Genomic DNA, 24,430 nt, shown 5'->3' on the forward strand with positions numbered 1-24,430 from the left:
GCGCCTCAGCCCGCCATCTTGCGCAGCACGGTGTGGAGGATGCCGCCGTTGCGGTAGTACTCGACCTCGACCGGCGTATCGAGCCGGGCGATGGCGGTGAACTCGCGCACCACGGCCCCCGAAGCGGCGTTCCGTGCGGTGACCCGCACTTCCTGCAGCGGCCGCACGTCGTCGTCGACGGCGATGTCGAACACCTCGTCGCCGCGCAGACCCAGGGTCGTCCGCGACTCGCCGGCCTTGAACTGCAGCGGCAGCACGCCCATCCCGACCAGGTTCGAGCGGTGGATGCGCTCGAAGCTCTCGGCGATCACGGCCTTCACCCCGAGCAGGAACGTGCCCTTGGCCGCCCAGTCGCGCGAGCTGCCCATGCCGTAGTCCTTGCCCGCGAGCACCACCAGCGGCACGCCGGCCTCCTGGTAGTGGATCGCCGCGTCGTAGATGAACTTGACCTGGTTGTCGAGGAAGTCGACGGTGTAGCCGCCCTCCTTGCCGCCCGGCACCTGCAGCTCGACCAGGGCGTTGCGGATCCGCGTGTTGGCGAACGTGCCGCGGGTCATCACCCGGTCGTTGCCGCGGCGCGCCCCGTACTGGTTGAACATCTCCGGCGTGACGCCGCGCGAGATCAGGAACTTGCCGGCCGGCGAGTCGCGCTTGATCGAGCCCGCGGGCGAGATGTGGTCGGTGGTCACGGAGTCGCCCATGGCCGCGAGCACGCGGGCGCCCTGGATCGCGCGGATCGGCCGCACCTCGGGGGTGAGCTCGGCGAAGAACGGCGGGTTCTGGATGTACGTGCTGGCCTCGTCCCACGCGTACAGCTGGCTCTGCACCTCGGCGATCGCCTGCCACTCCTCCGAGCCCTTGAACACGTCGGAGTACTGCACGATGAACTGCTCGCGCGTGACGCACTCGTCGATGAGCGCCTGCACCTCGGCCTGGCTCGGCCAGATGTCGCGCAGGTAGACGTCCTTGCCGTCCTTGTCCTGCGCGATCGGGTCGTTCTGCAGGTCGATGTCGACGGTGCCGGCGATCGCGTAGGCGACCACCAGCGGCGGCGAGGCGAGGTAGTTGGCCTTGACGTCGGGGTTGATGCGGCCTTCGAAGTTGCGGTTGCCCGACAGCACCGAGGTCGCCACCAGGTCGCCCTGCTGGATGGCCGCCGAGATCGGGTCGGGCAGCGGGCCCGAGTTGCCGATGCAGGTCGTGCAGCCGTAGCCGACCAGGTTGAAGCCGAGCGCGTCGAGGTCCTTCGTCAGGTCGGCGGCGCGGAAGTACTCGGTCACCACCTTCGAGCCCGGCGCCAGCGAGGTCTTGACCCACGGCTTGCGCGTGAGGCCGAGCGCGGCCGCCTTGCGGGCGACCAGGCCGGCCGCGATCATCACCTCGGGGTTCGAGGTGTTGGTGCAGCTCGTGATCGCCGCGACCACCACCGCGCCGTCCTTGAGCTCGAACTTCTGGCCGTCGAGCTCGACCGGCTGGCCGGGCGCGCTCTCCGGGCGGCCGAACGTCTTGCCGTGCAGGTCGGAGCGCCACTGCTTCTTCATCGCGCCGAGGGCGATGCGGTCCTGCGGGCGCTTCGGCCCGGCCAGCGACGGCTCGACGGTGCCGAGGTCGAGCTCGAGCACCTCGGTGTAGCGGACCTCGCGCGAGTCGTCGCGCCACAGGCCCTGCTGCTTCGAGTATTCCTCGACCAGTTGCAGGAGCCCGGCGTCGCGGCCCGACAGGCGCAGGTACTCGATCGTGTGCTCGTCGACCGGGAAGAAGCCGATCGTCGCGCCGTACTCGGGCGCCATGTTGGCGATCGTCGCGCGGGTCGAGACCGGCATGTGCGACAGGCCGGGCCCGAAGAACTCGACGAACTTGCCGACCACGCCGCGCTTGCGCAAAAGCTCGGTGATGCGCAGCACCAGGTCGGTCGCCGTGCAGCCCTCGGCCAGCTTGCCCGACAGCTTCACGCCGACGACCTCGGGGATGAGCATGTAGATCGGCTGGCCGAGCATGACCGCCTCGGCCTCGATGCCGCCGACGCCCCAGCCGACGATCCCGAGCCCGTTGATCATCGTCGTGTGGCTGTCGGTGCCGACCAGCGAGTCGGGGTAGATCGCGCCGGCCTGCTCGCCCGCGCCGTCCCACACCACCGTCCCCAGGTACTCGAGGTTGACCTGGTGGACGATGCCGGTCGCCGGCGGGACCACGCGGAAGTTGTTGAACGCGCGCTGGCCCCACTTCAAGAACTGGTAGCGCTCGAGGTTGCGCTCGAACTCCAGCTTCGAGTTGATGCGCAGCGCCTGCGGCGTGCCGAACGCGTCGACCTGCACCGAGTGGTCGATCACCAGGTCGCACGGGACCAGCGGGTTGACCTTCTCGGCGCTGCTCACGTTGCCGGTCAGCTTGACGATCGCCTCGCGCATCGCCGCCAGGTCGACCACCGCCGGCACGCCCGTGAAGTCCTGCAGCACCACGCGGCCCGGCATGAACGGGATCTCGACCTCGCCGACGTTCTTCGGGTCGTAGGCCGCCAGCGCCTTGACGTGATCCTGGGTGACGATGAAGTCGTCGACGTTGCGCAGGCACGCCTCGAGCAGGACCTTGATGCAGTAGGGCAGCGTGTCGACCGGGCCGAGCTCGCGCAGCCGGTCGAGCCGGTAGACGGCGCGCGGGCCCATCGGCGTGGTCATCGTGTCCTTGGCGTGGAAGGGGTCGCGCTTGCGGGTCGAGGCAGTCATGAGCGGGCGGAAGATATCAAATCGTCGCGTGGCATCTGTCGCGCGGAGGCGCGCGCTGGCTCACTTGTCTTCCGCGCCCCCCACGAACGCCGCTCGCCCGCCGAGCCCATGCAGGCCCTTCGCGGCCCGCGCCGCGAGGATCGCGTCGCCGCGCGCCGCCGGTTGCCCGCTCACGGGCGTGATAGCGTCGCCGCGATGCACACTTGGAACCTCCCTGCGGGCGCGGACAGGGCCGAGATCTACACCGAGCTGCTGGCGACCGCGCACGCGTTGGTCGAGGGCGAGCCGGACCTGGTGGCCAACCTGGCCAACCTCGCGGCCTGCCTCAAGCAGCTCCCGGGCGTGTCGTGGGCGGGCTTCTATCGCCGGGTCGGCGACGACCTGGTCCTCGGGCCATTCCAGGGCAAGCTCGCGTGCACCCGGATCGCCCCCGGCAAGGGCGTGTGCGGCACCGCGGCGGCCCGCCGCGAGGCGCTGGTGGTCCCCGACGTCGAGGCCTTCCCCGGCCACATCGCCTGCGACGCCGACTCGCGCAGCGAGGTCGTGGTCCCGATCGTCCGCGGCGAGCGGGTCCTCGGCGTCATCGACCTCGACAGCGACCGCCTCGCCAACTTCGACGACCGCGACGCCGAACACCTCACGCGCCTCGCGGCGCTGGTCGCCGGGCTCGACTGGCCGGCTTGACCGCCGCCGCCCCCCACGCGACCCTGGAGGTCCTGTTCGCATGATCATCGTCACGGGCACCAAGCGCTCCGGCACCTCGATGTGGATGCAGATCCTGATCGGCGCCGGCTTTACGTACATCGGCGAGCAGTTCAGCGGCCGCTGGGAGCAGACCATCAAGGCCGCCAACCCCGACGGCTTCTACGAGTCGCACCTGCGCCGCGGCATCTACTACAAGACCAACCCGCACCCGAAGACCGGCGCCTACCTGTTCCCCGAGCAGGTCCAGCACCACGCGGTCAAGGTGTTCATCCCCGGCCTCGTCCGCAGCGATCGCGCCTTCATCACCAAGGTCATCGCCACCGTCCGCGAGTGGCGCGAGTACGAGTCGTCGATCCGCCGGCTCTACGCGATGGAGGACGACAACCGCCGCAAAGAGGGCAAGGACGACCTCGTGCCGCTGCGCATGCCCGGCGCGCTCGAGTGGTGGGCCGAGAACTTCGCCCTCGTCCGCGACATCGCCATCCGCCGCTACCCGGTCCACGTGCAGTCCTACGAGGGCCTGCTCGCCGAGCCGCAGCGGGTCGTGCGCGACGTCCTCAAGTGGATCGGCAAGGGCGACGCCGAGACCGCGCTGGCGGCGGTCAAGCCCGAGCACCGCACCCAGCACCGCCCGCCGTCCGACAGCGTCGAGCCCGAGATCGCCGCGGTGTTCGACGAGTTCTACGCCGCCCTGCACGCCGGCAAGGGCCTGACCGCGCCGATGCTCGAGAAGCTGAACAAGACCAACGAGCTGGTGGCGCCGCGGATCGCCCAGTGGCAGCGCAAGCTCGCCGACGACGCCCGCCGGCGCCGCACGATCAAGGCCGAGCTCAAGGGCCAGCCGCCGCCGGACTGACAGCACGTGCGTGGGCAAGCGAGCGGCGCCCGGGTGGCGTGGCCTCTGACGCGAGCGCCCGCTCGCATCAGCCCGCGTGAAACGTGCTGTGAGGCGAACGCGACGCGGCGGGGCGGCCGACTCGTCGCGGCCGCGCCGGGGCTCCATGCCCGTGCGAGCTCGACGCACGGCTGGCAGCGCGCGGCTCGTCGCCTCCGCGACGCGCGGCCCGTCCCAGCCTTCGCCCGCGCTCGCTCGACGATCGCCCGCGCCCGTGCGACCCTCACCGGCGCTTGACCGCGGTCGTCGTCGCCGTCTTCGCCGTCACCTACGTCCTGATCGCCGCCAGGCGCCTGCGCGTGCTCCCGATCGGCCGGCCCGCGGGCGCCCTGCTCGGCGCCTTCCTCATGGTCGCCGTGGGCGCGCTGCGGCCGGCCGCCAGCTACGCCGCGATCGACGGCGACACCATCCTGCTGCTGTTCGCCATGATGGCGCTGGTCGCCTACGTCGAGCGGGCCGGCTTCTTCGAGTGGGCGGCCGCCCGCGCGATCGCCCGCGCGCGCACCCCCGTCGGCCTGCTCGTCGCCGTCTCCGCGCTGGCCGGGGCCATGAGCGCGCTGTTCGTCAACGACGCGGTGTGCGTGTTCTTGACCCCGCTCGTGGTCGTGGCTTGCCAAAAGGCCAGGTTGCCGCTCGGCCCTTATCTCATCGCCACCGCCACCAGCGCCAACCTCGGCAGCGCCGCCACCCTCGTCGGCAACCCGCAGAACATGATCGTCGGCGGGCTCAGCGGCCTGTCCTTCGCCGCCTTCTCGGCCCTGGCCGCGCCGGCGGCCGCGCTCGCGCTCGCCATCAATATCGGCCTCCTGCTGCTCTACTACCGCCGCGACCTCGGCGGCGGCCCGCTCGCACCTGTCCCTGCGGCCAGCTTCGATCGCGGCCGGCTCGCGCGCGTGGTCGTCGTCGTGATCGGGGTCGTCGTCGCCTTCTTCGCCGGCGCCCACCTCGGCTACGCCGCGCTCGGCGGGGTGGTCGCGCTGGTGCTGCTGGAGCGCGAGGACCCGCAGGCGATCTTCGCCCGCGTCGACTGGACCCTGCTGGTGTTCTTCGCCGCCCTGTTCGTGGTCGTCGCCGGGCTCGAGACCACCAGCCTCGTCGACGCCGCCTGGGCCGCGCTCGGCCCCGGCTCGGCCACGACGGCGCGGCCGGCATCTCGGCGCTGTCGCTCCTGTACCTGCTCGGTTCGAACCTCGTCTCCAACGTGCCGATGGTCCTGCTGGCCGCGCCGCACGTGGCCGCCGACGGCTCGACCTTCGCCTGGGTGCTGCTCGGCTTCGTCACCACGGTGGCCGGCAACCTCACCCTGATCGGCTCGGTCGCCAACATCATCGTCGCCGAGAAGGCCGCCGACGCCCACGAGCTCGGCTTCTTCGAGTACCTGCGCTTCGGTCTGGTCTCGACCCTCGTGGTCCTCGCCGTGTGCGTGCCCGCATTGGTCCTCCTGGCGCGCGCGATCGGCACCTGAACTTCGGGTCAGCTCGAACCATTCCGCGCCGGGCGGCCCGCGTGATCTCGCCACGAAACGCAGTGAAGTAAGCGACGCCACGCCGGCGATCGTCCGCGCCGCCTGCAGCCGCGGGGAGTTTCATGCGGGGGCGGGCGCCCGCCCGAGCGCCCGCCCCATTTCTCCGCCGCGCGGCGGGCATTCAGCGGTGATTGCGCCGGAGCGCCGAACCGACGAACCTTGCCTCGGATTTACCCCTCGCAGCCCAGGAGACCCATGCTCGTCGCAGCAGATTACTCCCCGACCTCTCGGCCGTCATGCAGCAATACGTGATCCCGTTCGCGTGGAAGGCGGTCGGCGCGATCGTCCTCTGGATCGTCGGCGGGATCCTCATCTCCGGCGCCGGTCGGGTCGTGCGCAGCGCCATGACGGCCCGCGGCATCGATCCGACCTTCAGCCACTACGTCAACTCCGCCCTCAGCGTCCTGCTGAAGATCATCCTGCTGGTCGCCATCCTCGGCCTGTTCGGCGTCGAGTCGACCTCGTTCGCCGCGGTCCTCGCCGCCGCCGGCGTCGCCATCGGCATGGCGTGGTCGGGCCTTTGGCCAACTTCGCCGCCGGCATCTTCCTCGTCGTCCTGCGCCCGTTCAAGGTCGGCGACGCCATCAGCGGCGCCGGCGTGACCGGCGACGTCCGCGAGATCGGCCTGTTCGCCACCACCATCGACACCGGCGACAACGTCCGCGTGTTCATCGGCAACAACAAGCTGTTCTCCGACAACATCGTCAACTACTCGGCCAACCCGGTGCGTCGCGTCGACCTGCGGGCGCAGCTTGCCCACGGCGTCGACCCGCACGCGGTCATCGCCGCCCTGGCCGCGCGCCTGCAGCAGATCCCCAACGTCGTCGCAACGCCGGCCCCCCAGGTCGGCATCCTCGAGTACAACGCCGCCGGCACCCTCCTCTACGTGCGGCCGTTCTGCAGCAACCTCCACTTCGGTCAGGTCGCCGACGACACCCAGCGGGTCATCGGCGAGGTCACCGGCGGCCTCCCGGTCCCGGCCCCGCACCACGTCGAGCGCCACGCCTGAGCCGCTCGCGCCCATCGCCGCGCCGACGGGCCCCGCCCGCCGGCTCGTCGCTGTCTCTTGTCCTTTAGAACATGTCTCAAGCGCCAGCTGGAGGCCGCGCCCCGAGCCCTAACGTGCGCGCCAGCTCGGGCCGGCGCACCTTCCAGATCCACCCGTCGTACAGGAAGTGCAGCCAAGACGTCGCGGTGTAGTAGATCAGATAGACGTCGCTGCGGCGCTGCTCCTGGATCAGCCAGAACACCAGCAGGAGCCCGCCGAACAGCGCCGGCACGGCCACACGCACGTCGCCGAGCAGCCTCGCCGCCGCGCCGCGCCGCTCGCCGCGGCCGTACTTCTTCGTCCCGTAGTGATGGACGAACGCCATGTACTCGACCGCGTGAGCTGTCCCGAAGCACAGGTAGCCGACCACCGGCCCGTGGACCAGGAACACCGCGAACAGCAGCAGCGTCGAGCCCATCATCGCCAGCCGCGGCGCCCGCTGCCCGGGGGTCGCCGGGGCCGCAGCTCGTGCTGCAGCCAGCGCAGCAGCACCCATCCGAACGCCCCGACCAGCGCGGCCAGCAGCGCCCACGCCCACCACGCTTCTGCCAAGGGCGCCAATACTCGCGCCGCCTTGCGCGCGTTGACGTGGCCGGCCAGCAGCTGCGGCCGCAGCAGCGGCAGCGCCACCGCCACGCTCACCGTCGCCAGCCAGATCAGCGCCCGGTCGCGCCGCGCCTGCTCGGGCCGCTCCGTGCCGCCGCCCAGCTTGCCGGCGTAGATCCGCAAGAGCCCGTAGCGCTGCTGCAGCGTGTGCCAGATGTTCCACGCCCCGGTCACGAACAGCGCGATCTGCCACGGCGACAGCTTGATGCCCGCCACCGTCGCCGGCGACAGCCCCGCGGTCGCCTTGGCGAGCACCAGGATCGTCACGATCAGCGCCGGCGCCAGCCAGTACGCGCGGGCCCGCTGCGAGAACACCTCGCGGTCGCCGTACACCACCACGAAGGTGTAGTGGCGGTGCACGTAGCTGATCGCCAGCGCCGCCAGCACGGCGGCCGCGGTCGCCGCCTCGAGCTCGCCCTTCGACAGCGGCGCGCCGCCGAACGCCTGCGCGCCGAGGCCGAGGCCCACGACCAGCCACAGGTAGAACGGCAGCCAGCCGAACGCCAGCGCGGCGACATCCCACGCGGGCCCGATCATCCACGTCGCGCGGGCTGGCGGCACACGCCGACGATATCAGCGCGCGCGCCGGCGCGGCAAGCGGCGCCCATGGGGCCACGACGCGTGCGCGCTGGCCACCTCGCGGTCACGGATACGACAGCTTCGTATAGAAGTCGCCGCGGCCTTCGGGCGTGAGGTCGAACATCGCGAAGATCGGGCTGAGCGGATCGAGGCCGCGGTGGTCCTGACCGGGCTCGCCGTCGGTGTGGGCCATCTCGGTGCCCCAGAAGTGACGGACCGCCCCGCCCTCGCGGCGGAACACGTTGAGCATCGTCGTGTCGCCGCCCTCGGCGCCCTTGCCGTGGTAGTCGCGGTTGTAGTGGTTGCCGGCGGCGGACACCAGCCGCAGGTTCCGCCAGCCGCGATCCTGGGCGAACGCCGCCAGCCGCGACGCCGGCGACTCCGCCACCGCCACCAGCGACAGCCGCTGGCGGATGTTGGGCTCGGCCGCGTCGAGCCCGTCGAGCAGCGGCGTGCACATGTTGCACGGCCGCTCGCGCTCCGGCCCGAACATGTAGCTGTAGATCGCCAGGGTGTCCTTGCCGGGCGCGAACAGCTGCGACAGCCGCACCTGCTTCACCGCCCCGTCGATCACCGCCTCGAACACGTAGTCCTCCGGCACCGCGCCGCCCGGGGGCAGCGCCCGCCGCTCGCGCGCTACCGCCTCGGTGAGGCGCCGCAGCTCGATCTCCCGCGCCAGCAGCCGCTCGCGCGCGGCCCGGTAATCCGCCGATTCGTTGGGGAAGGTCAGACCCATGGCGGCAACCTAGCACGCGATGCCGCGCCCGCAAACGCCGCTCGCTGCAGCACGCCGCGTAAGCCCGCTTACACGATTTGCAATCATCTGAGCTGACCTGTCTCGAAAGCCATGTCATGAGAGACAATCACATGTCCCTCGCGACATGTCGCATGAGTCAGCCCAACCATGAACCCGCGCCCTGCGCGCAGCCTCGCCCGACGCGCGACCTCGCGCGGACAAAAAATTCTTCGTCGCGTGTCACAACCCGGGCGGCTCGCTCGACAAGCCTACGAAGGAAGCGAACACCATGAGCGACACCCATCCCGTCCGCCTCGAGCAGCACCTCTCCGACGTCATCAAACACGCGAAGGAGCTGGCCCGCGCGGTCGACAGCCACGGCCTCGATCGCACCATCTACCACCTCGTGCTCACCCGCGCCTCGCAGATCAACGGCTGCGTCCATTGCATCGAGATGCACCTCCGCGAGGCGCGGGCGCACGGCGAGACCGGGGACCGGCTCGATCGCCTCATCGTCTGGGACCACGTCGACATCTTCAACGAGCGCGAGAAGGCCGCGCTGGCGTGGACCGAGGCCCTCACCGTGCTCGACCGCAAGACCGACTACGGCCCGCTGCGGGCGCGCCTGCGCCAGCACTTCAGCGACGAGCACATCGCCGCGCTGACGGCCACGATCGGCATGATCAACATGTTCAACCGCTTGGCGATCTCGACCCACTGACATGACGCTCCTCGACGACGACGACCACGTGTTCGCCGCGGCCCGGCCGATGCTGCTGGGCCTCGCCTACCGCCTGCTCGGCTCGCGCGCCGACGCCGAGGACGCCGTCCAGGACACCTGGCTCAAGTGGCGGGCCGCGGCGACGGACGCGGTCGACAACCCGGGCGGCTGGCTGACCACCGTGTGCACCCGGCGCTGCATCGACATGATGCGCTCGGCCCACCGGTCGCGCGTCGAGTACGTCGGCAACTGGCTGCCCGAGCCGCTGCCGACCGCGGCCGACGACGGCGTCTCGCTGGCGTCGTCGTTGACCACCGCCTTCTTGCTGGTGCTCGAGCGGCTGACGCCGAAGGAGCGGGCCGCGTACCTGCTGCACGAGGTGTTCGACGTCTCCTACGCCGAGACCGCGCGCACCCTGCAGATGGAGGAGGTCGGCTGCCGCAAGCTGGTCTCGCGGGCCCGCGGCCACGTCGAGCAGGCCCGCGTCCGCCACGTCACCCCGCGCGAGCGGCAGGAGGAGCTGCTCGCGGCCTTCGAGGCCGCCGTCGTCGGCGGCCACACCGGCCGGCTCGCCGCGCTGCTGGCCAGCGACGTCGAGCTGCAGGTCGACAGCGGCGGCAAGGTGGCCGCCCTGCGCGACACTCTGCGCGGCCGCGAGGCGGTCCTCGCGTTCGTGCGGGACACCCTGCACCGCGTCGGGGGCACCCTCGTGTGGGAGGCCCCCGACCTCAACGGCGCGCGCGCTGGTCCTGCGGGCTCAGGACGGCAGCACGCTCGCCGCCGTCTCGTTCGCCTACGACGAGCACGGCGCCGCGACCGGCATCTACATCATGCGCAACCCCGACAAGCTGGTCGGGCTCGCATGATGACGCCGTGACTCGCGCGGCGAGAGCCCTGGCGAGCCCGACTGGACGCGGACCGCCCAGATCGCGCGTCCAGGCCGTCCGCGGCGGCCGTTCGGCCCCGCGGCGCTAGACTCCGTTCGCGCCGGCTGTCGGCGCGGACGGACCTCATGGGCAAGAAGCGAAAGCTCCGCAAGAGCCTGCACAAGCGCGAGATCGACGACACCCCGGCGCTCGTGATCTGCGTCGGCAAGTCGTGCGCCCCGCGCGAGGTCTCGCGCCAGCTGGCCGACCAGACCCGCGCCTACGCGACCGCCAGCGGGTCACGCGTGCGCGTGGCCGTGATCGGCTGCCTGCACGTGTGCAAGAAGGGCCCGGTCGTCGCGACCTGGCCCGACATCGAATTTCACAAGCGGGTCGACCTGGCCCGCGCCTGCCGCCTGGTCGACGAGCTGGCGGCCGAGGCTCCGGACGTGTCCGAGAAGACATGCCCGAGCGAGCATGCCCCTTGAGCCACGCCGTCAGCGGTCGCTCCGGCTCGCGGCTGCGACATGACCGTTCGTGCATGACCTCAAGGCCATGCCAGAGAAGGGCCGCACAACCTGCCGTTTCTCGGGGTCAGGCCTGACGACCGTGCACCCCTGCCTGCGGGCGTCGTCCCATGCCCCCGGTCGTGCCAGGCGACGCGGTGCATCCTGTGCCGGCGCGGGCGCGATCCCGACGCGCGCGTCCACGCGGGCGCGATCTGTCCCTTCAGACAGCCAATCGGGCCGCGCAGCTTCGACGGGTGACGCGAGGTGACCGCTCGGCGGGCTGCGGCCCGCGAGGACGCTGGACCGCCATGTCGCGTATGTCACGGCGGGCGGTGGCCCCTGCGCAGGCCACCCGACCGCGACGCGGACGCAGGCCCGCGCGACCTCCGGTCGCGGCTGATTGAGCCCGCGGCCCCCCGGCGGTAAGGTGACCACCGACGTGGCGGGGCGAGCAGTGACGTGGGAGAGACGGGCGGGGCCGCGCGCGATCGTGGGCGGCCTGCTGGCGCTCGCAGCCGCGTGCAACGGCGGCGCGTCGCCGCTCGAACCGGGAGCGACCCAGCCGGGCACCTCGACCGGCGACCCGACCACGACCGGCACCCCCGGCACCACCGCACCGACCACCGGCGAACCCCCGCCGCCGCCGACCGCGTGCGCCGAGCCGACCGACCTCACCGCGTCCCCGCGCACCATCGGCGAGGCCGTCGCCTTCATCAATGGGCTGCCGCAGCCGCTCACCCTCGACTGCTTCCTCGAGCGCCTCGAGCGACCGCTGGCGATCGCCGCGACCAAGAGCGTGATCAGCCTGCAGCCGGCGGTGGGCGAGGCCAGCCCGCGCCTGTTCCTGTTCGCCGGCGAGCTGGTCATGTCGGTCGCGGTCGACGGTCACGGCTTCGACCTGCTCGAGTTCGGCGAGCTCGTCGCGCCGACGCGGTCGATCAAGGGCGAGATCGGATTCCCCCTCGCCGACCCGATCGCCCACGACGCTCCGTTCACCCGCATCTTCGACGGCGAGGACGGCACGGGCTGCGGCATCTGCCACGGCAGCGAGGCGCCGACCCCGGAGTACCCGCAGGCGTTCGTGTCCGACGCCCTGCGCTTCCCCGACTTCGAGACGGTCGCGTTCGCCGACCTGCGGCGCGAGTACGAGCGCTGCGACCCGGCAGTCCAGCCCGAGCGCTGCGCCCGACTCACGGCGCTGTTCGGCCACGGCCCGGTCGAGCCGGCCGCGTTCCCCGAGTCGATGCCGACGATCTACGACTACGAGCCGTAGCGGGGTGGCTCGTCGGCGCGAGCGCCGGACCCGAAGGACATGTCCCGAGAGACATGCCCGAAGCGCCAGGCTCGCGCGCCCGCGAGAGGTCGGGCGCGCGACGGGGCGACCTCACGACGCGGCGGTCGGCTCCGGGCTGATGATCGAGAAGACCGCGCCGTAGGGGTCGGAGACCACCGCGATGCGGCCGTGCGGCGAGTCGAACGGGCCGTGCAGGAGGTTGCCGCCGAGCTCGCGCACGCGGGCGACGCTCGCGTCGGTGTCCTCGACGCGGAAGTAGGTCATCCAGTGGGCCGGCAGATCGCCCCACTCGGCGGTCATCTGCATGCGCCCGCCGATCGGTTGACCGTCGAGGTGGTAGACCACGTAGTCGAACTTCTCGCCGTCGCCGACCTGCTGCTGCTCGTACGGGAACAGGCCGCGGTAGAACGCGTCGGCCCTGGTGCCGCCGCGCGTGTTGACCTCGTGCCAGCACATCGCCCCGGTCTCGTCGAACGCCTGCGCGCCGGTGTGCGAGGCCGGCTCCCACAGGCCGAACGCCGCGCCGGTCGCGTCGAACGCGAACGCCATGCGGCCCTGGACGGGGATCTCCATCGGCGGCACCAGCAGCTTGCCGCCGGCGTCCTCGATCCGGCGCACCGTCGCGTCGGCGTCGGAGGTCTTGAGGTACACGCTCCACGCCGAGGGCATGTCCTGCTGGTCGGGCATCTTCGGCGCCATGCCGACCACGCTGCGGCCGCCGAGGCGGGCGGTCGTGTAGTGGCCGAACGCGGCCACCGGCTCGTCGAAGCTCCAGCCGAACAGCCCCGTGTAGAAGCGCCTGGCGCCGTCGAGGTCGGGGGTGTTGAGATCGGCCCAGCAGGGGGCCCCGTCGGGGTATCCGGTCCGTTGTGTCATCGTCGTGCTCCGTGCGCGAGTTCGCTCCTGCGTACCCCCTCGGCACCAGCCCCGTCAACCCCTCGCGTCTCCCGCCGGCTGCAACACACCGAGGCGACGCGGAGGTGACGGTCTGTCCTCAAGAACATGTTCTAGCGGACCGAGCAACGATGCGGACCGGCCTCGATAGGTCCGTGGTCGCGAGACCTCGAGCGCCGGTCCTCTGCCCGCAGCCACGCTCTCGATACCTGTCCTTTCAGACATCCTCGATCCCCGTCGACCTGTCCTCGCGGACAGGCGATCGCCCTCACGCCGCCTGCGCCAGCCCCGGCACGATCAGCGCCGCGTCGCCGAACTCGTGGGCCACGTAGCCGGCCGCGGCCGCGTGCTCGAACCCGGCCCGCAGCGCGGCCTCGCCGGCGAACGCCCGCAGCAGCTCGAAGTGGCTCTCGCCCGGGCCGTGCATGCCGGTGACCACCCCGTCGACCACGCGCGGGACGAAGTCTGGCCCGAGGACCAGGTCGGTCTCGCCGCTGCCGGCCTGCAGCGCGCCGAAGCGGCGCGCGTTGCCCTCGAGCGCGCGGACCACCGTGGTGCCGACGGCGATCACTCGCCCGCCGCGGGCGCGGGCGCGGGCGATCGCGGCGACCGTGGCCTCCGGCACGTCGAAGCGCTCGGGCAAGGGCAGCGCCGCGTCGAGCTCCGGGTCGCCGACCGACGACAATCCCGCCGCGTGGGTGACCGCCGCGATCTCGACCCCGGCGCGGCGCAGCGCCAGCAGCGTCTCCCAGTCGAGCGGCCGGCCCGCCGACGGCATCTCCGCCGCCCACGGCCGCGCCGCGAACACCGTCTGCACCGACCACAGCGCCAGCGGCTCGGCCACGTACGCGTACTGGACCGGCCGGCCCAGGCGGTACAGCGCGCCCCACAGCGCCGCGCCCTCGCGGTCGAAGCGGAGCTCGCACAGCCGCGGCGAGATCGGGGACACGGCCGCGACCTCGGCCGCCAGCGCCTCGCTGAACACCAGCCGATCGCCGACCTGCAGCGCCGGCGGCGGGGCGCGGCGCTCGGTCGGCGTGCGCCAGTCGCCCGCGCCGAGCACCGCGACGCGCCAGGTCGCCGCGCCGACCCCGGTCAGGCGGATCTCGACGTCCTCGGACAACATGTCCTCGGAGACATGGCCTTTTCGCCAGACGCGGGCCCGCAGCGACGCCGGCAGGGTCGCGGCGTCGTTGACGATCAGCAGGTCGCCGGCGGCGAGCCAGCGCGGCAGGTCGCGCACGCGCGCGTCGGCGTGGACGCCGGTGCGCGGGTCGAGGAGGAGCAGCCGGGCGTCGGCCCGGTCGTCGCGGGGAGCGGTCGCGGGGTTCATCGCCGGCCCTCCCGCCACGCCTCGGCGCGCACGCGGTCGCCCGAGCGCGCCGCCGGGTCGTGCACGAGCGCCGCGATCGCCCGCGCGACGTCGGCCGGGTCGGCCAGGCTGGCGCGGTCGGCCTCGGGGATCGCGTCGGCGTGCATCTGCGTGTCCATCTCGCCGGGGTCGACCGCCAGCACGCGCACGCCGGTGCCCTCGAGCTCGGCCGCCCAGGTCCGGCTCAGGTGGTCCTGCGCCGCCTTGGACGCCCCGTAGGCGCCCCAGCGCGGGTAGGCCTCGACGGCGGCGTCGGACGAGACGTGGACGATCGTGCCGCGCCCGCGCAGCGCCATCGCCCCGGCGATCACCTTGCTCAGGCGGAACGGCCCGAGCAGGTTGACCTGCAGCGCGCGTTCGAAATCCTCGCACTCGGTGTCGAGCAGCAGCCGCAGCGGGGTCGGCCCGAGCGTGCTGGCGTTGTGGATCAGCAGGTCGACCGGCCCGAGCAGCGCCGCCGCCTGGTGGGCGATCGGGTGGATCGCCCGCTTGTCGCCGACGTCGCCGACGATCGCCTCGGCGACGACGCCCTCCGCCCGCAGCCGGGCGACCGCTTCCGTCAGCGCCGCCGCCTCGCGGGCGACCAGCCCCACCCGGGCCCCTCGCCGTCCGAGCTCGCGCGCCAGCGCGAGACCTAAGCCGCGGCTCGCCCCGGTGACGAGCGCGACGGTGCCGGCAGAATCTTGGTTCGTGGTCATCTTGAGCAGCTCCTTTGGGTCTGTCCTCAGGCTGGAGCGGCCCGGCCCGTTTACCAACCGCGCTGCTATTTGGTTGTCACGAGGTTATTGCGCCGACCGGGCCGTCCCGGCCACCATCGCCGCATGGACGACGAGACCGTCCCCGTGTACCTCGGCAACAACGTCCGTCAGCTCCGCGAGGCCCGCGGCCTGACGCAGCAGCAGATCGCCAAGGTCGCCGGCGTGCCGCGGCCGACCTGGGCCAACCTCGAGAGCGGCGCCGCCAACCCGACGCTGACCGTCCTGATCAAGGTCGCCTCCGCGCTGCAGGTCTCGCTCGAGGAGCTGATAAGCCCCCGCGCACGACCTCGAAGTTCTACGCCGCCGCGACCCTGCCCACCCGCCAGCGCGGAAAGGTCCGCGTGCGCCGGCTGCTGCCGGAGCCGATCGTCGGCCTCGAGCTCGAGCGCATGGAATTGCCCGCGGGCGCGAGCATGTCGGGCATCCCGCACACCCCGGGCACGCGCGAGTATTTGACGTGCGAGCGCGGCGAGATCGAGCTCAGCGAGTCGGGCCGCGTGTGGAAGCTGGGGCCCGGCGACGTCGTCGTGTTCCGCGGCGACCAGCCCCACGGCTACCGCAACTCCGGCGGCGCCGCCGCGATCGCCTACAGCGTCATCACCCTCGCGCCGCCGGCCGGCTGACGAGCACGCGGCGCGCGCCTCGCCGCCTGTCTTTACGGGCATGTCCCAACCGCCAGGCCGCTCGACGCACCGACATGTACGGCGGCGAGCTGCCCGCCTTCGCGGATGCGTGCTTTCCCCCCACGAACTGGGTACTCTTGAGGGCGCATGGACGAACGCAGCAGCACGGCCCCTCACGTCGTCATCGAGCTGGACCCGCGGCTCCGCGTCACCGGCTGGAACCGCCGGGCGGAGCAGGTGTTCGGCGTCAGCGCGACGGAGGCCCTCGGCAAGCCGATCGCCGACGTGGCGCCGGTGTCCGGCGACCCATCGGCCTGGAGCGCCGCGCTGACGCCCGACGGCGAGGCGCCGCGCGTCCGCGCGGTCGCCCTCCCCGGGCGCGAGCTGATGTTCGAGTCGTGGGCGCAGGTGCTGCGCGACGGCGACGGCCAGGTCACCGGCGCCGCGCTCTACGGCCACGACGTCACCGCTCGTGAGACCGAGGCCCGCCGCGGCGACCTCGAGCGCACCATCCTCGCCACCCTGCTCGACACCCTCGACATCAGCACCTGGGCGCTCGACCGCGACGGCGTGTTCCTGTTCCAGGACGGCAAGGCGATGCGCGACGCCGGCCTGCAGGCGCACCAGTTCGTCGGCGCCAACATGTTCGAGGTCTACGCCAACGAGACGGGCCACGCCGAGGTGCGGGCGGCGCTGGCCGGCGAGCCGATGGTCGGCATCCAGTCCGAGACCTACGGCGTGCACTGGATGCACTGGTACATCCCGGTCAAGAGCACCACGGGCGTCGCCCTGGTCGGCATCTCGCTCGACGTAAGCGACACCAAGCGCAACGAGGCCGAGCTGCGGGCCAAGCTCGACCTGATCGAGAAGCAGCAGGAGGTCATCCGCGAGCTCTCGACCCCGATCATCGAGGTCTGGGACGGCGTGATCACCCTGCCGATCGTCGGCCTCATCGACAGCGTGCGCACCGCCGAGATCATGGACAACCTGCTGCAGACCGTCGCGCGCACGCGGGCCCGCTTCGCCATCCTCGACCTCACCGGCGTCGAGGTCGTCGACACCGGCACCGCCAGCCACCTGATCGGCATGATCCAGGCGATCCGCCTGCTCGGCGCGGAGGGCATCCTGACCGGCATCCACCCCGTGATCGCGCAGACGATCGTCTCGCTCGGCGTCGACCTCACCCGCGTCGGCGTCCACGCCAAGCTGCGCGACGCCCTCCAGTACTGCATCACCCGCCTCGGCCGCAACAAGCGCCCCGCCGCCCCGACCGCCGGCGCCTGAGCCCGCGCCCGCCCGCGCGAGCCACATGTCCCTTCGGACAGCCTCACCCGCGGCCCGCTCACTCGCAGGCCGGGAACTGGCCGGCGCCCGCCGCGTCGCCGGCCTCGACGAGCGGGACGTCGCTGTCCTCGAGGACATTGCCGGCAGTGTCGGTGACGCGAAACGCGTACGGCCCGGGGCCCATGCCCTGCTCGGCCACGAAATAATTGTAGTCGAGGCGCGGGACGACCTGCCACTGGCCGCCCTCGTCCTTGAACTCGAGCGAGGCGATCGGGTTCTTGTGCCCGCGGATCTGCACCGCCGTCCACCACTCGCTGCTGCCCTCCTTGAAGTGATAGACGATGGGGCCGCTGGTCGCGCACGACACGTAGCGCCAGGAGATCGGCACGCGGCCGAGCTCCATGGCGGCGATCATCGGGAATGCGCCCTCGCTCAGATCGATGTCGCCCTGCGGACATCCCGGACAACTGTCCACAATTCGGACAATGATCGATCCGTCCGGTCCGTCGATCGCGACGCACGCGCCGCACACCGCCGAGGCCGCGTAATCGACGTTGTTCATCGCCGCCACCATCGGGTCGCCGGGGTCCGCGTCGAAGCTGCAATTGCCGCTGCCGTCAGCCGCGTAATAGGTCGCCTCGCCGGTGTGGACCTCGCCCTCGCACACCTCGCCGCCGCCGCTCGGACCACCTGAATCGCTGTCCGCGTCCGCGTCCGCGGTGCCGCTGCCGCCGCCGCCGCCGCACGCCAGACACACCGACACCGCCACCCACATGCCACGAGCTCCGCTCATGACACCAGCAGGCCACGCGCGAACGACCCTGTCAACGCAGGGGAACGGTGATACCATCGAGGCCGTGGGTCGTTACCGCGTGACTACCGAGGCCGATGTGATCGGCGCCCGCGTGGCTGCCGAACGCCTCGCGCTGCAGGAGGGGTTCCCGCGGCTGGCGGCCCAGGAGGTCGCGCTCGTCACGTCGGAGCTGGCGTGGAACCTGGTGCGCCACGCGGGCGGCGGGGAGATCGAGCTGGCGATGACGAACGGGCCGCACGGCCCTGCGCTGGTCGTCGCGGCGATCGACGGCAGCCCGCCGATCGCCGACCTCGAGACGGCGCTGCTCGACGGTCACACCGCGAACGGCCCGATCCCGCCGGAGGAGCGGATGCGCCGGCGCGGCCTCGGCAGCGGCCTCGGCGCGGCGCTCCGCCTCAGCGACCGCCTGGTCCAGGAGACCTTGCCCAAGGGCAAGCGCATCGTCGCCACCCGCTACCTCGTGCGTCCGGGCCGGCAGTGAAGCTCGAGGCATGTCCCATGGGACATGCTCGAACGGCCACGTCCTGACAGCCAGCCAGCGGTCATTCAGGGCCGTGGCCCGCGGGCGAGTCATGTCCCGAGGGGCATGGCTCGATGGACATGGCTCGATGGGCATGTCTGAAAACTCAGCCGGCCCGCGCGGCCGCTCGTCGCGGCGACGTACGCGGCGCCCGAGAAACGACCGAGCGCGCGACGGAGACCGCCGCGCGCTCGCCAGTGGGCCCGCGTCGGGCGCTCAGGACGCCGCGATGGCGGCGAGGTCGAGGACCTGCTCCTCGCGGGTGACGCGGAAGCCGAGGCGGCGCAGACAGAAGCGCAGGCCCTCGCGGAGGCTGCGGAGCGTGACCACGCCCTGCAGCTCGAGGCCGAGGCCGACGATGATCTGGGCGACCGCGGGCTGGATGCCGGTGATGACGCAGCGGGCCCCGAGCAGGCGGACCGCCCGCATCACGCGGAGCAGGTGGTCGGCGGTGGCGGTGTCGACGGTGTCGACGCCGGTGAGGTCGACGATGGCGAAGCGGGCGCCGGTGCGGGACACCGCCTCGAGCAGCGTGTTCTTCATGTCGGCCGCGCGGACGCTGTCGACCAGGCCGACCACCGGCATGGTGACGATGTCGTCCCACACCTGAATGATGGGAGTCGAGGTCGCGGCCGTGATCGCCTCTTGTTGCAGGAATCGCCGCTGCAGCTCCTCCTCGAGGCGGAGCCCCTCGCTGAGGTCGCGGGCGACGATGGCGGCCGCGCTGACGCGGCCGTCGTCGCGGATCGGGGCGATCGTCAGCTGCACCGGCACCGACGAGCCGTCGGAGCGCCGCAGCTCGGCCTCGCCCTCCCACTGGCCCGCGGCGACGGCCGCCGGGATCCAGTCGCCGATCAGCTGGGCCGCGTGCGGGCTCAGCTGGTCGATCGTGAGGCCCTGGAGCTCGTCGGTGGCGCGATCGACCAGGCGCAGGCCCGACGCATTGATGTGCAGCACCGCCCCGCTCGGCTCGACGAGCGCCGCGAAGTCCGCGAGGCCGGCGAACATCGCCTTGAAGGACGCAACGTTGGACTGTGGCTCTGCGCTCATCGGCTCAGCTCCTTAACATTCGACATAGTCGCGGTCGGCGGCGCGGCGCGGCGCGGCGCGACGATATAGGCCTTGAGGGCCTCGCGGAGGTTGGAGAAAGTGGGGATCGCCGTCAAGTCGACGCCGAGGCCGACCAGCGTCTGGGCGACGTGCGGGCCGATCCCGGCGATCATCCCCTGGGCGCCGAGCAGCTTCACGGCGCGGACGATGCGGAGGAAGTTGTCGGCGGTGGCGGTGTCGACCGTCTCGACGCCGGTGAGGTCGAGGATGGCGCAGCGGGCCCGGCGCTGCAGGATGGCCTCGAGCAGCCGCTCCATCACCTGCGCCGCGCGGCAAGCGTCGATCGAGCCGACCAGCGGCACCGCGACGACCTCGTCCCACAGCTCGATGATCGGCGTCGACAGGGTGAGGATCGCCTGCCGCTGCTCGGCGATCACGTCGATCTTCTCCTGCAGCTCCGCGACCATCCGGTCGCGCTCGGCCAGCGCCGCCTCGCGGGCCGCCGCGCTGGCGTGGACCGTCGCCAGCATCTGCTGCAGGTCGGCCGCGGTCGCCTGATCGTCGGCCGCCAGATCGCGCATCTCGTCGTCGAGCGAGCGGTTCGAGGCCTCGATCACGAACTCGTCGAACGCGTCGCCGTCGCTGGTGAAGGCCGTCTGCCGCGGCCAGCAGGGCGTCTCGAACAGCCGCTGGCACAGCCCCGTCAGCTTGCCGGCGATGAGCCCCCCGTTGAACGCGCTGCCGTCGCGCGGCAGGACGCTCTCCCACCCGTTCGTCACCCGGAATACCGCGACCTTGGCCGCGCGGTCGAGGTCGACCAATTCCCAGCCGCCCCAGCCCGACACCGCCGCGTACTTGGCCAGCTCGACGAAGCCCTGCTCGAAGCTCGGGAAGCCGGAGATGACGCGCCAGTCGCCGTCGGTGCTGCGCACGCCCTCGGCCTGCAGCGCCAGCGCGAAGCGCCGCGGCCCGACCATCGCCAGGAACGCCGACATCAGCCGCGCCAGCGACGAGTCGCGGAACATCGTCACGCTCGGCAGGCCGCCGATACGCAGCTCGCCGCGCACGAGGTCCCACTCGTGGCTGACGCCGGCGATGTCGAGCTTGCCTGGGGCGAGGGCGGTCATGGCAGGGAATGAGGTGAGCGCGGATTACTCGGCGGACTTGGCGAACGACGCCGCGCTGGTGATCGTCTCCGGCGTCAGGTCGTCGAACGCGTCGTCAGGCTCGAGCTCGCTGACCACCGCGCTGACGCCGAGGCGCTCGAGCGCGTCCTCGAGGGTCAGCGCCGTCTGGGCCAGGCGGAAGTCGGCGCCCATCGTCTGCAGCGTCATGGCGATCGGCGCACTCATGCCGCAGATGACCGTCGGCGTGCCCATCAGCCGGGCCGCCGCCGCGAGGTTGGCGATCACGTGGCAGAGGTGGCTGTCCATCGTCCACATGCCCGTGACGTCGATGACCAGCCCGGCCGCCGAGGTGTCGCGGATCGTCCGCAGCACGTCGTCGACCAGGAATGCGGCGGTCTCGTCGGTCACATCGCCTTGCAAGGGGACGACGATGCGCTGCCAGAGCTGAATGACGGGGATGCGGTTCTCGAAGGTCTTCATGGCCTTATGCCTCGGTATCGCAGACGAGCACACTGGCGTCGTCGTCCGGCTTGCGGTGCTCGCGCATCAGGGTGTCGCACAAGGAGTCGGGGTCTTGTTGGCGCAGCGAGTCGAGCGGAGCCCGCTGCGAGATGCCGTCGGAGAACATGACGAGCCGCGCGCCCGACGGCAGCTCGCCGCGGCAGATCCGGAAGCTCTGCACGCGCGCGCCGAGCACCCCGGGGCTGAGAAGAATGGGCAGCTTGGCGCCGAGGCAGCGGATCTCGACGTTGCCGACGCCGCAGCAGACGAACGACACCGTGCCCGCCGAGCTCGTCGGCGTGGCGCCGAGCTGGCACACCGCCGCCGCCGCGCCGCGGGTGCCGCGGAGCGCCTCGTGGACCGCCCGCATCGCCTCCTCGAGGTCGACCGCGAGCGGCAGGCGATTGAGACACTCGACCGCGGCGTGGGCGGCCAGCGCCGCCATGCGCCCGTGCCCGAGGCCGTCGATCACGGCCAGCGTGATCGCCTCGGGGCCGCGACGGACGAGCACGGCGTCGCCGTTCTCGCGCTCGCCCGTCTTCGGGCTCGTCCGGTAGGCGGTCTTCCACATCAGTAGTTCACCTCGACCTCGATCCGGGTGCCCGAGGGCCCGGTCTCGATCTCGAACTTGTCCGACAGGCGCTTGGTCCCGAGGATCCCGAGCCCGAGGCCGCTGCGGCTCTTGTACTTGCCGGACATGATCTCCGGCAGGTTCTTGATGCCGCCGCCCTTGTCGCTGCCGACCACGTGCATGCAGCGGCGCCCGCTCGAACATGGCCGAATGACCAGCTTGCCGCCGCCGGCGTAGAGCACCTGGTTGCGCGCCAGCTCGCTGACCACGGTGGCCAGCTTCTGCAGGATCAGCGCGGATGTCCCGAGGGCCATGCAGATGTCGCGCGCGGCCAGGCGGGCGCGGGCGATGTCCGCCTCGATCTTCACGTCGATCTCGATCGCCTCGACGGTCTTGGGCGACGCGGCCCGCGTCAGCTCGGCGAACGCCTTGCGCGACTCGAGTTCGCCGACGAAGCTGCGCACGCCCTCGACCAGGCGCGCGATGAGCTGGCTGTCCGTGGCCGGTCGCCCGCGCAGCTCGGTGCGCGCGCGCAGCAAGATGCCCTGGGCCCGCGCCGTGCCGACGTAGCGCGCCAGCACCGACAGCAGCGCGGCGTCGTCCAGGCCTCCAGGGCCGCCTGGTGGTTTGCCTCGCAGATCGGTCACAGGTTGACCTCCGCCTCGATCCAAGTGCCGGTCGGGCCGGTGTGGAGCCGGAACCCGTCGGCCAGACGTTTGGTGCCGATGAGGCCGAGACCACGGCCGTTGCGGCTGACCTTGCGCCCGGCGAGGATCGCATCGACATCTGCGATGCCGGAGCCCTCGTCGACGGCGCGGATGAACACGCACTTGCGCTCGGCGCCCACCGATCCGACCACGACCTTGCCTCCGCCCGCGTAGAGCACCATGTTGCGCGCGAGCTCGCTGATGATGGTGGCGATCTTCTGCAGCGACAGCGGGCGCGCGCCGAGCTTCTGGCACAGCTCGCGCGCGGCCACGCGGGCGCGAGCGACGTCCTTCTCGCTGAGCACGTCGAGCTCGAGCGCCACCTCGGAGCCGCCGGCCTCGATGTGGACCGCGGGCAGCTCGAGCGTGAAGATCGAGCCCTGCCCCGGCCGGCTGCTGACGCGGATGTCGCCGCCGAGCATGTGACACAGCCGCTGCGTGATCACCAGGCCGAGGCCGGTGCCGCCGTAGCGGCGCGTCGACGACGAGTCGACCTGGTAGAACTCGCGGAACAGCTGGCCGATGTTCTCCTGGGCGATGCCGATGCCGGTGTCGGACACGCGGAACAGGATCCACGCGCGGCCGTTGACGATCTGGCGCGCCACGCTGAACTCGACCTGGCCCGCGGTGGTGAACTTGCCGGCGTTGCTCAGCAGGTTCAAAAGGCACTGCCGGATCTTCAGCGGGTCGGAGCGCATCGACCCGACGCTGGGGCTTATCTCGAGGCGGAACGCGTTGCGGTTCTTCTCGATCAGCGGTCGGCTGGTCGCCACCACCTCGTCGATCATCCCCGCGACCGTGAACTCCTCGATGTGGACCAGCATCTTGCCGGCCTCGATCTTCGAGATGTCGAGGATGTCGTTGATGAGGCTGAGCAGGTGCTTGCCGGCGGCGCGGATGCGCAGCAGGTCGGCGAGCCACGTCTGCGTGCCGCGCTCGCGCATCTCGTCCTCGAGCAGCTCGCTGTAGCCGAGGATCGCGTTGAGCGGCGTGCGCAGCTCGTGGCTCATGCGCGCCAGGAACTCGCTCTTGGCCCGCGACGCGTCTTCGGCGGCCGCGGTGCGCTCGGCGACGCGGCGCTCGAGCGACTCGTTGAGCTCGACCAGCTGCGCCTCGGCCGACTTGCGCCCGGAGATGTCCGTCGACACCCCGCAGATCGCCGCGATCTTGCCGTCGCTCGCGCGCAGCGGGAACCGCACCGAGTAGAACGTGCGCGCGCCGTCGCCGAGGCCGTGCAGCACCTCTTCGATCTCGACCGTCGCCCCGCGCTGGCGCACCTGCGCCTCGCCGCGGGCGAACGCCTCGATCGCCGCCGCCGGCAGCACCTCGCGGTCGGTGCGGCCGAGCACCTCCTCGCGGCGGCGCCCGAGCAGCGCCTCGAAGAAGCGGTTGATGAACAGGTACGAGCCGCCCTCGTCCTTCAGGTAGACGATCGCCGGGATGTGATCGCAGAGCGCCCCGAGCCGCGCCTCGCTCTCGGCGATCGCCCTGGCCGCGGCCGCGTGCTCGCGCTCGTAGGCCCGCTCCGCCAGCTCGCGCCCGCCGGCGTCCGACGCCATCGCGCAGGCTCGACCCGCCGCGGCGTCGACCACCGCCTGCCACGCCAGCGTCACGGTCCGCCCCTCGCGGTGGACGAAGCGGGTGCGCAGGGCCTGCACTTCGCCTGGCCTTTCGAACATGTTTGAAAGGCCAACCTCGACCGCGCCGCGATCGTCGGCGTGCACGTGGTCGAGCAGACGCGCGCCGAGCAATTGCTCCGGCATGTAGCCGAGCGCCAGCGCGGTCGCGGGGTTGGCCGCGGCGAACCGACCGTCGCGGTCGATCTCGAAGATCAGCGCGTCGCTGGCGGCGAACAGCCGCGCGTAGCTCGAACTGGCGAAGGTTCGCTCTGGCTCCCCGAACATCGCCGTCTCCTCGCCACGCGCCGCGCGCTGGGTGTCGCCGTCAGACACGAGGCTTGGATTGTATGGGGGAACGCCTCCCCAGTGTGCGATCCTTTTTC

Annotated in this window: 27 protein-coding genes and 1 pseudogene; 13 read left to right on the plus strand and 15 right to left on the minus strand. The window is 71.8% G+C overall.

The window, feature by feature from the left end:
• Positions 1–5: 5 nt before the first annotated feature.
• Positions 6–2,723: an aconitate hydratase AcnA gene (gene acnA / locus OV079_RS21160; RefSeq protein WP_267770668.1), complete on the minus strand. Its 2,718-nt coding sequence runs from the start codon at positions 2,721–2,723 to the stop codon at positions 6–8.
• A 60-nt stretch (positions 2,724–2,783) separates the two neighbouring features.
• Positions 2,784–2,924, minus strand: a complete 141-nt coding sequence (locus OV079_RS21165) for a hypothetical protein (protein WP_267770669.1) — start codon at positions 2,922–2,924, stop codon at positions 2,784–2,786.
• Here OV079_RS21165 and OV079_RS21170 point away from each other — a divergent pair.
• The 6 genes from OV079_RS21170 (at position 2,919) to OV079_RS21195 (ending at position 6,857) form a co-directional block, all read left to right on the plus strand.
• Complete coding sequence (locus tag OV079_RS21170; protein ID WP_267770670.1) at positions 2,919–3,407, plus strand: GAF domain-containing protein; 489 nt, start codon at positions 2,919–2,921, stop codon at positions 3,405–3,407. The genes OV079_RS21165 and OV079_RS21170 overlap by 6 nt on opposite strands.
• Before the next feature lie 40 nt (positions 3,408–3,447).
• Complete coding sequence (locus OV079_RS21175) at positions 3,448–4,284, plus strand: hypothetical protein (protein ID WP_267770671.1); 837 nt, start codon at positions 3,448–3,450, stop codon at positions 4,282–4,284.
• 272 nt (positions 4,285–4,556) lie between these two features.
• Complete coding sequence (locus OV079_RS21180) at positions 4,557–5,630, plus strand: SLC13 family permease (RefSeq protein ID WP_267770672.1); 1,074 nt, start codon at positions 4,557–4,559, stop codon at positions 5,628–5,630.
• Positions 5,585–5,788, plus strand: a complete 204-nt coding sequence (locus tag OV079_RS21185) for a hypothetical protein (RefSeq protein WP_267770673.1) — start codon at positions 5,585–5,587, stop codon at positions 5,786–5,788. The genes OV079_RS21180 and OV079_RS21185 overlap by 46 nt, the downstream gene beginning before the upstream one ends.
• 296 nt (positions 5,789–6,084) lie before the next feature.
• Positions 6,085–6,450 carry a mechanosensitive ion channel family protein gene (locus tag OV079_RS21190; RefSeq protein WP_267770674.1) on the plus strand — a complete coding sequence of 122 codons (366 nt, stop codon included), beginning with the start codon at positions 6,085–6,087 and terminating at the stop codon, positions 6,448–6,450.
• Positions 6,357–6,857 carry a mechanosensitive ion channel family protein gene (locus tag OV079_RS21195; protein WP_267770675.1) on the plus strand — a complete coding sequence of 167 codons (501 nt, stop codon included), beginning with the start codon at positions 6,357–6,359 and terminating at the stop codon, positions 6,855–6,857. The genes OV079_RS21190 and OV079_RS21195 overlap by 94 nt, the downstream gene beginning before the upstream one ends.
• Before the next feature lie 76 nt (positions 6,858–6,933).
• Here OV079_RS21195 and OV079_RS21200 read toward each other — a convergent pair whose 3' ends face one another.
• From OV079_RS21200 to OV079_RS21210, 3 genes are all read right to left on the minus strand, one after another.
• On the minus strand, positions 6,934–7,317 hold the full coding sequence (locus tag OV079_RS21200) for a hypothetical protein (protein WP_267770676.1): 384 nt from the start codon (positions 7,315–7,317) through the stop codon (positions 6,934–6,936).
• A complete protein-coding gene (locus OV079_RS21205) occupies positions 7,314–8,063 on the minus strand; it encodes a hypothetical protein (RefSeq protein WP_267770677.1) in 750 nt (249 codons plus the stop codon). The genes OV079_RS21200 and OV079_RS21205 overlap by 4 nt, the downstream gene beginning before the upstream one ends.
• An 82-nt stretch (positions 8,064–8,145) precedes the next feature.
• Complete coding sequence (locus OV079_RS21210; RefSeq protein WP_267770678.1) at positions 8,146–8,817, minus strand: DUF899 family protein; 672 nt, start codon at positions 8,815–8,817, stop codon at positions 8,146–8,148.
• A gap of 289 nt (positions 8,818–9,106) precedes the next feature.
• On the opposite strand from OV079_RS21210, the gene OV079_RS21215 reads away from it, so the two are divergent.
• From OV079_RS21215 to OV079_RS21230, 4 genes are all read left to right on the plus strand, one after another.
• Positions 9,107–9,538: a carboxymuconolactone decarboxylase family protein gene (locus OV079_RS21215; RefSeq protein ID WP_267770679.1), complete on the plus strand. Its 432-nt coding sequence runs from the start codon at positions 9,107–9,109 to the stop codon at positions 9,536–9,538.
• A gap of 1 nt (position 9,539) precedes the next feature.
• Positions 9,540–10,415, plus strand: a complete 876-nt coding sequence (locus OV079_RS21220) for a sigma-70 family RNA polymerase sigma factor (RefSeq protein ID WP_267770680.1) — start codon at positions 9,540–9,542, stop codon at positions 10,413–10,415.
• A gap of 135 nt (positions 10,416–10,550) precedes the next feature.
• Complete coding sequence (locus tag OV079_RS21225; protein ID WP_267770681.1) at positions 10,551–10,892, plus strand: hypothetical protein; 342 nt, start codon at positions 10,551–10,553, stop codon at positions 10,890–10,892.
• 460 nt (positions 10,893–11,352) lie between these two features.
• The gene (locus tag OV079_RS21230) at positions 11,353–12,186 is read left to right on the plus strand and encodes a hypothetical protein (protein WP_267770682.1); all 834 of its coding nucleotides are present in this window, start codon (positions 11,353–11,355) and stop codon (positions 12,184–12,186) included.
• Between the two features lie 111 nt (positions 12,187–12,297).
• On the opposite strand, the gene OV079_RS21235 is transcribed toward OV079_RS21230, so the two are convergent.
• The 3 genes from OV079_RS21235 to OV079_RS21245 all read right to left on the minus strand — a co-directional run bounded on the left by OV079_RS21235 (position 12,298) and on the right by OV079_RS21245 (position 15,171).
• Positions 12,298–13,083 carry a VOC family protein gene (locus OV079_RS21235; RefSeq protein WP_267770683.1) on the minus strand — a complete coding sequence of 262 codons (786 nt, stop codon included), beginning with the start codon at positions 13,081–13,083 and terminating at the stop codon, positions 12,298–12,300.
• 286 nt (positions 13,084–13,369) lie between these two features.
• On the minus strand, positions 13,370–14,434 hold the full coding sequence (locus tag OV079_RS21240) for an S-adenosylmethionine:tRNA ribosyltransferase-isomerase (protein WP_267770684.1): 1,065 nt from the start codon (positions 14,432–14,434) through the stop codon (positions 13,370–13,372).
• Positions 14,431–15,171, minus strand: coding sequence for an SDR family NAD(P)-dependent oxidoreductase (locus OV079_RS21245; RefSeq protein ID WP_267770685.1), 741 nt, complete (start codon positions 15,169–15,171; stop codon positions 14,431–14,433). Before OV079_RS21245 ends, OV079_RS21240 begins: the two co-directional genes overlap by 4 nt.
• Before the next feature lie 123 nt (positions 15,172–15,294).
• Here OV079_RS21245 and OV079_RS58300 point away from each other — a divergent pair.
• Together OV079_RS58300 and OV079_RS21255 are read left to right on the plus strand one after the other, a co-directional pair.
• A pseudogene (locus OV079_RS58300) lies at positions 15,295–15,854 on the plus strand (helix-turn-helix domain-containing protein).
• Between the two features lie 147 nt (positions 15,855–16,001).
• Positions 16,002–17,138, plus strand: coding sequence for an STAS domain-containing protein (locus OV079_RS21255; RefSeq protein WP_267770686.1), 1,137 nt, complete (start codon positions 16,002–16,004; stop codon positions 17,136–17,138).
• 58 nt (positions 17,139–17,196) lie between these two features.
• Here the strand turns inward: OV079_RS21255 and OV079_RS21260 are convergent, their stop codons facing one another.
• Positions 17,197–17,931 carry an expansin EXLX1 family cellulose-binding protein gene (locus OV079_RS21260; protein WP_267770687.1) on the minus strand — a complete coding sequence of 245 codons (735 nt, stop codon included), beginning with the start codon at positions 17,929–17,931 and terminating at the stop codon, positions 17,197–17,199.
• Positions 17,932–17,995: 64 nt separating this feature from the next.
• On the opposite strand from OV079_RS21260, the gene OV079_RS21265 reads away from it, so the two are divergent.
• A complete protein-coding gene (locus tag OV079_RS21265; protein WP_267770688.1) occupies positions 17,996–18,433 on the plus strand; it encodes an ATP-binding protein in 438 nt (145 codons plus the stop codon).
• Positions 18,434–18,688: 255 nt separating this feature from the next.
• Here the strand turns inward: OV079_RS21265 and OV079_RS21270 are convergent, their stop codons facing one another.
• The 6 genes from OV079_RS21270 to OV079_RS21295 are packed head-to-tail and all read right to left on the minus strand — an operon-like array spanning position 18,689 to position 24,332.
• Positions 18,689–19,522, minus strand: a complete 834-nt coding sequence (locus OV079_RS21270) for an STAS domain-containing protein (protein ID WP_267770690.1) — start codon at positions 19,520–19,522, stop codon at positions 18,689–18,691.
• Positions 19,519–20,649: an STAS domain-containing protein gene (locus tag OV079_RS21275; RefSeq protein WP_267770691.1), complete on the minus strand. Its 1,131-nt coding sequence runs from the start codon at positions 20,647–20,649 to the stop codon at positions 19,519–19,521. The genes OV079_RS21270 and OV079_RS21275 overlap by 4 nt, the downstream gene beginning before the upstream one ends.
• A gap of 24 nt (positions 20,650–20,673) precedes the next feature.
• Positions 20,674–21,129, minus strand: a complete 456-nt coding sequence (locus OV079_RS21280; RefSeq protein WP_267709150.1) for an STAS domain-containing protein — start codon at positions 21,127–21,129, stop codon at positions 20,674–20,676.
• A gap of 4 nt (positions 21,130–21,133) precedes the next feature.
• Positions 21,134–21,721, minus strand: a complete 588-nt coding sequence (locus OV079_RS21285; protein ID WP_267770692.1) for a SpoIIE family protein phosphatase — start codon at positions 21,719–21,721, stop codon at positions 21,134–21,136.
• Entirely contained in the window at positions 21,721–22,368 is a 648-nt protein-coding gene (locus tag OV079_RS21290; RefSeq protein WP_267770693.1) for an ATP-binding protein, read from the minus strand. Before OV079_RS21290 ends, OV079_RS21285 begins: the two co-directional genes overlap by 1 nt.
• Positions 22,365–24,332, minus strand: coding sequence for an ATP-binding protein (locus OV079_RS21295; protein WP_267770694.1), 1,968 nt, complete (start codon positions 24,330–24,332; stop codon positions 22,365–22,367). The genes OV079_RS21290 and OV079_RS21295 overlap by 4 nt, the downstream gene beginning before the upstream one ends.
• Between the last annotated feature and the right edge of the window lie 98 nt (positions 24,333–24,430).

The sequence above is a fragment of the Nannocystis pusilla genome (assembly GCF_026626665.1).
Lineage (GTDB): Bacteria > Myxococcota_A > Polyangia > Nannocystales > Nannocystaceae > Nannocystis > Nannocystis pusilla.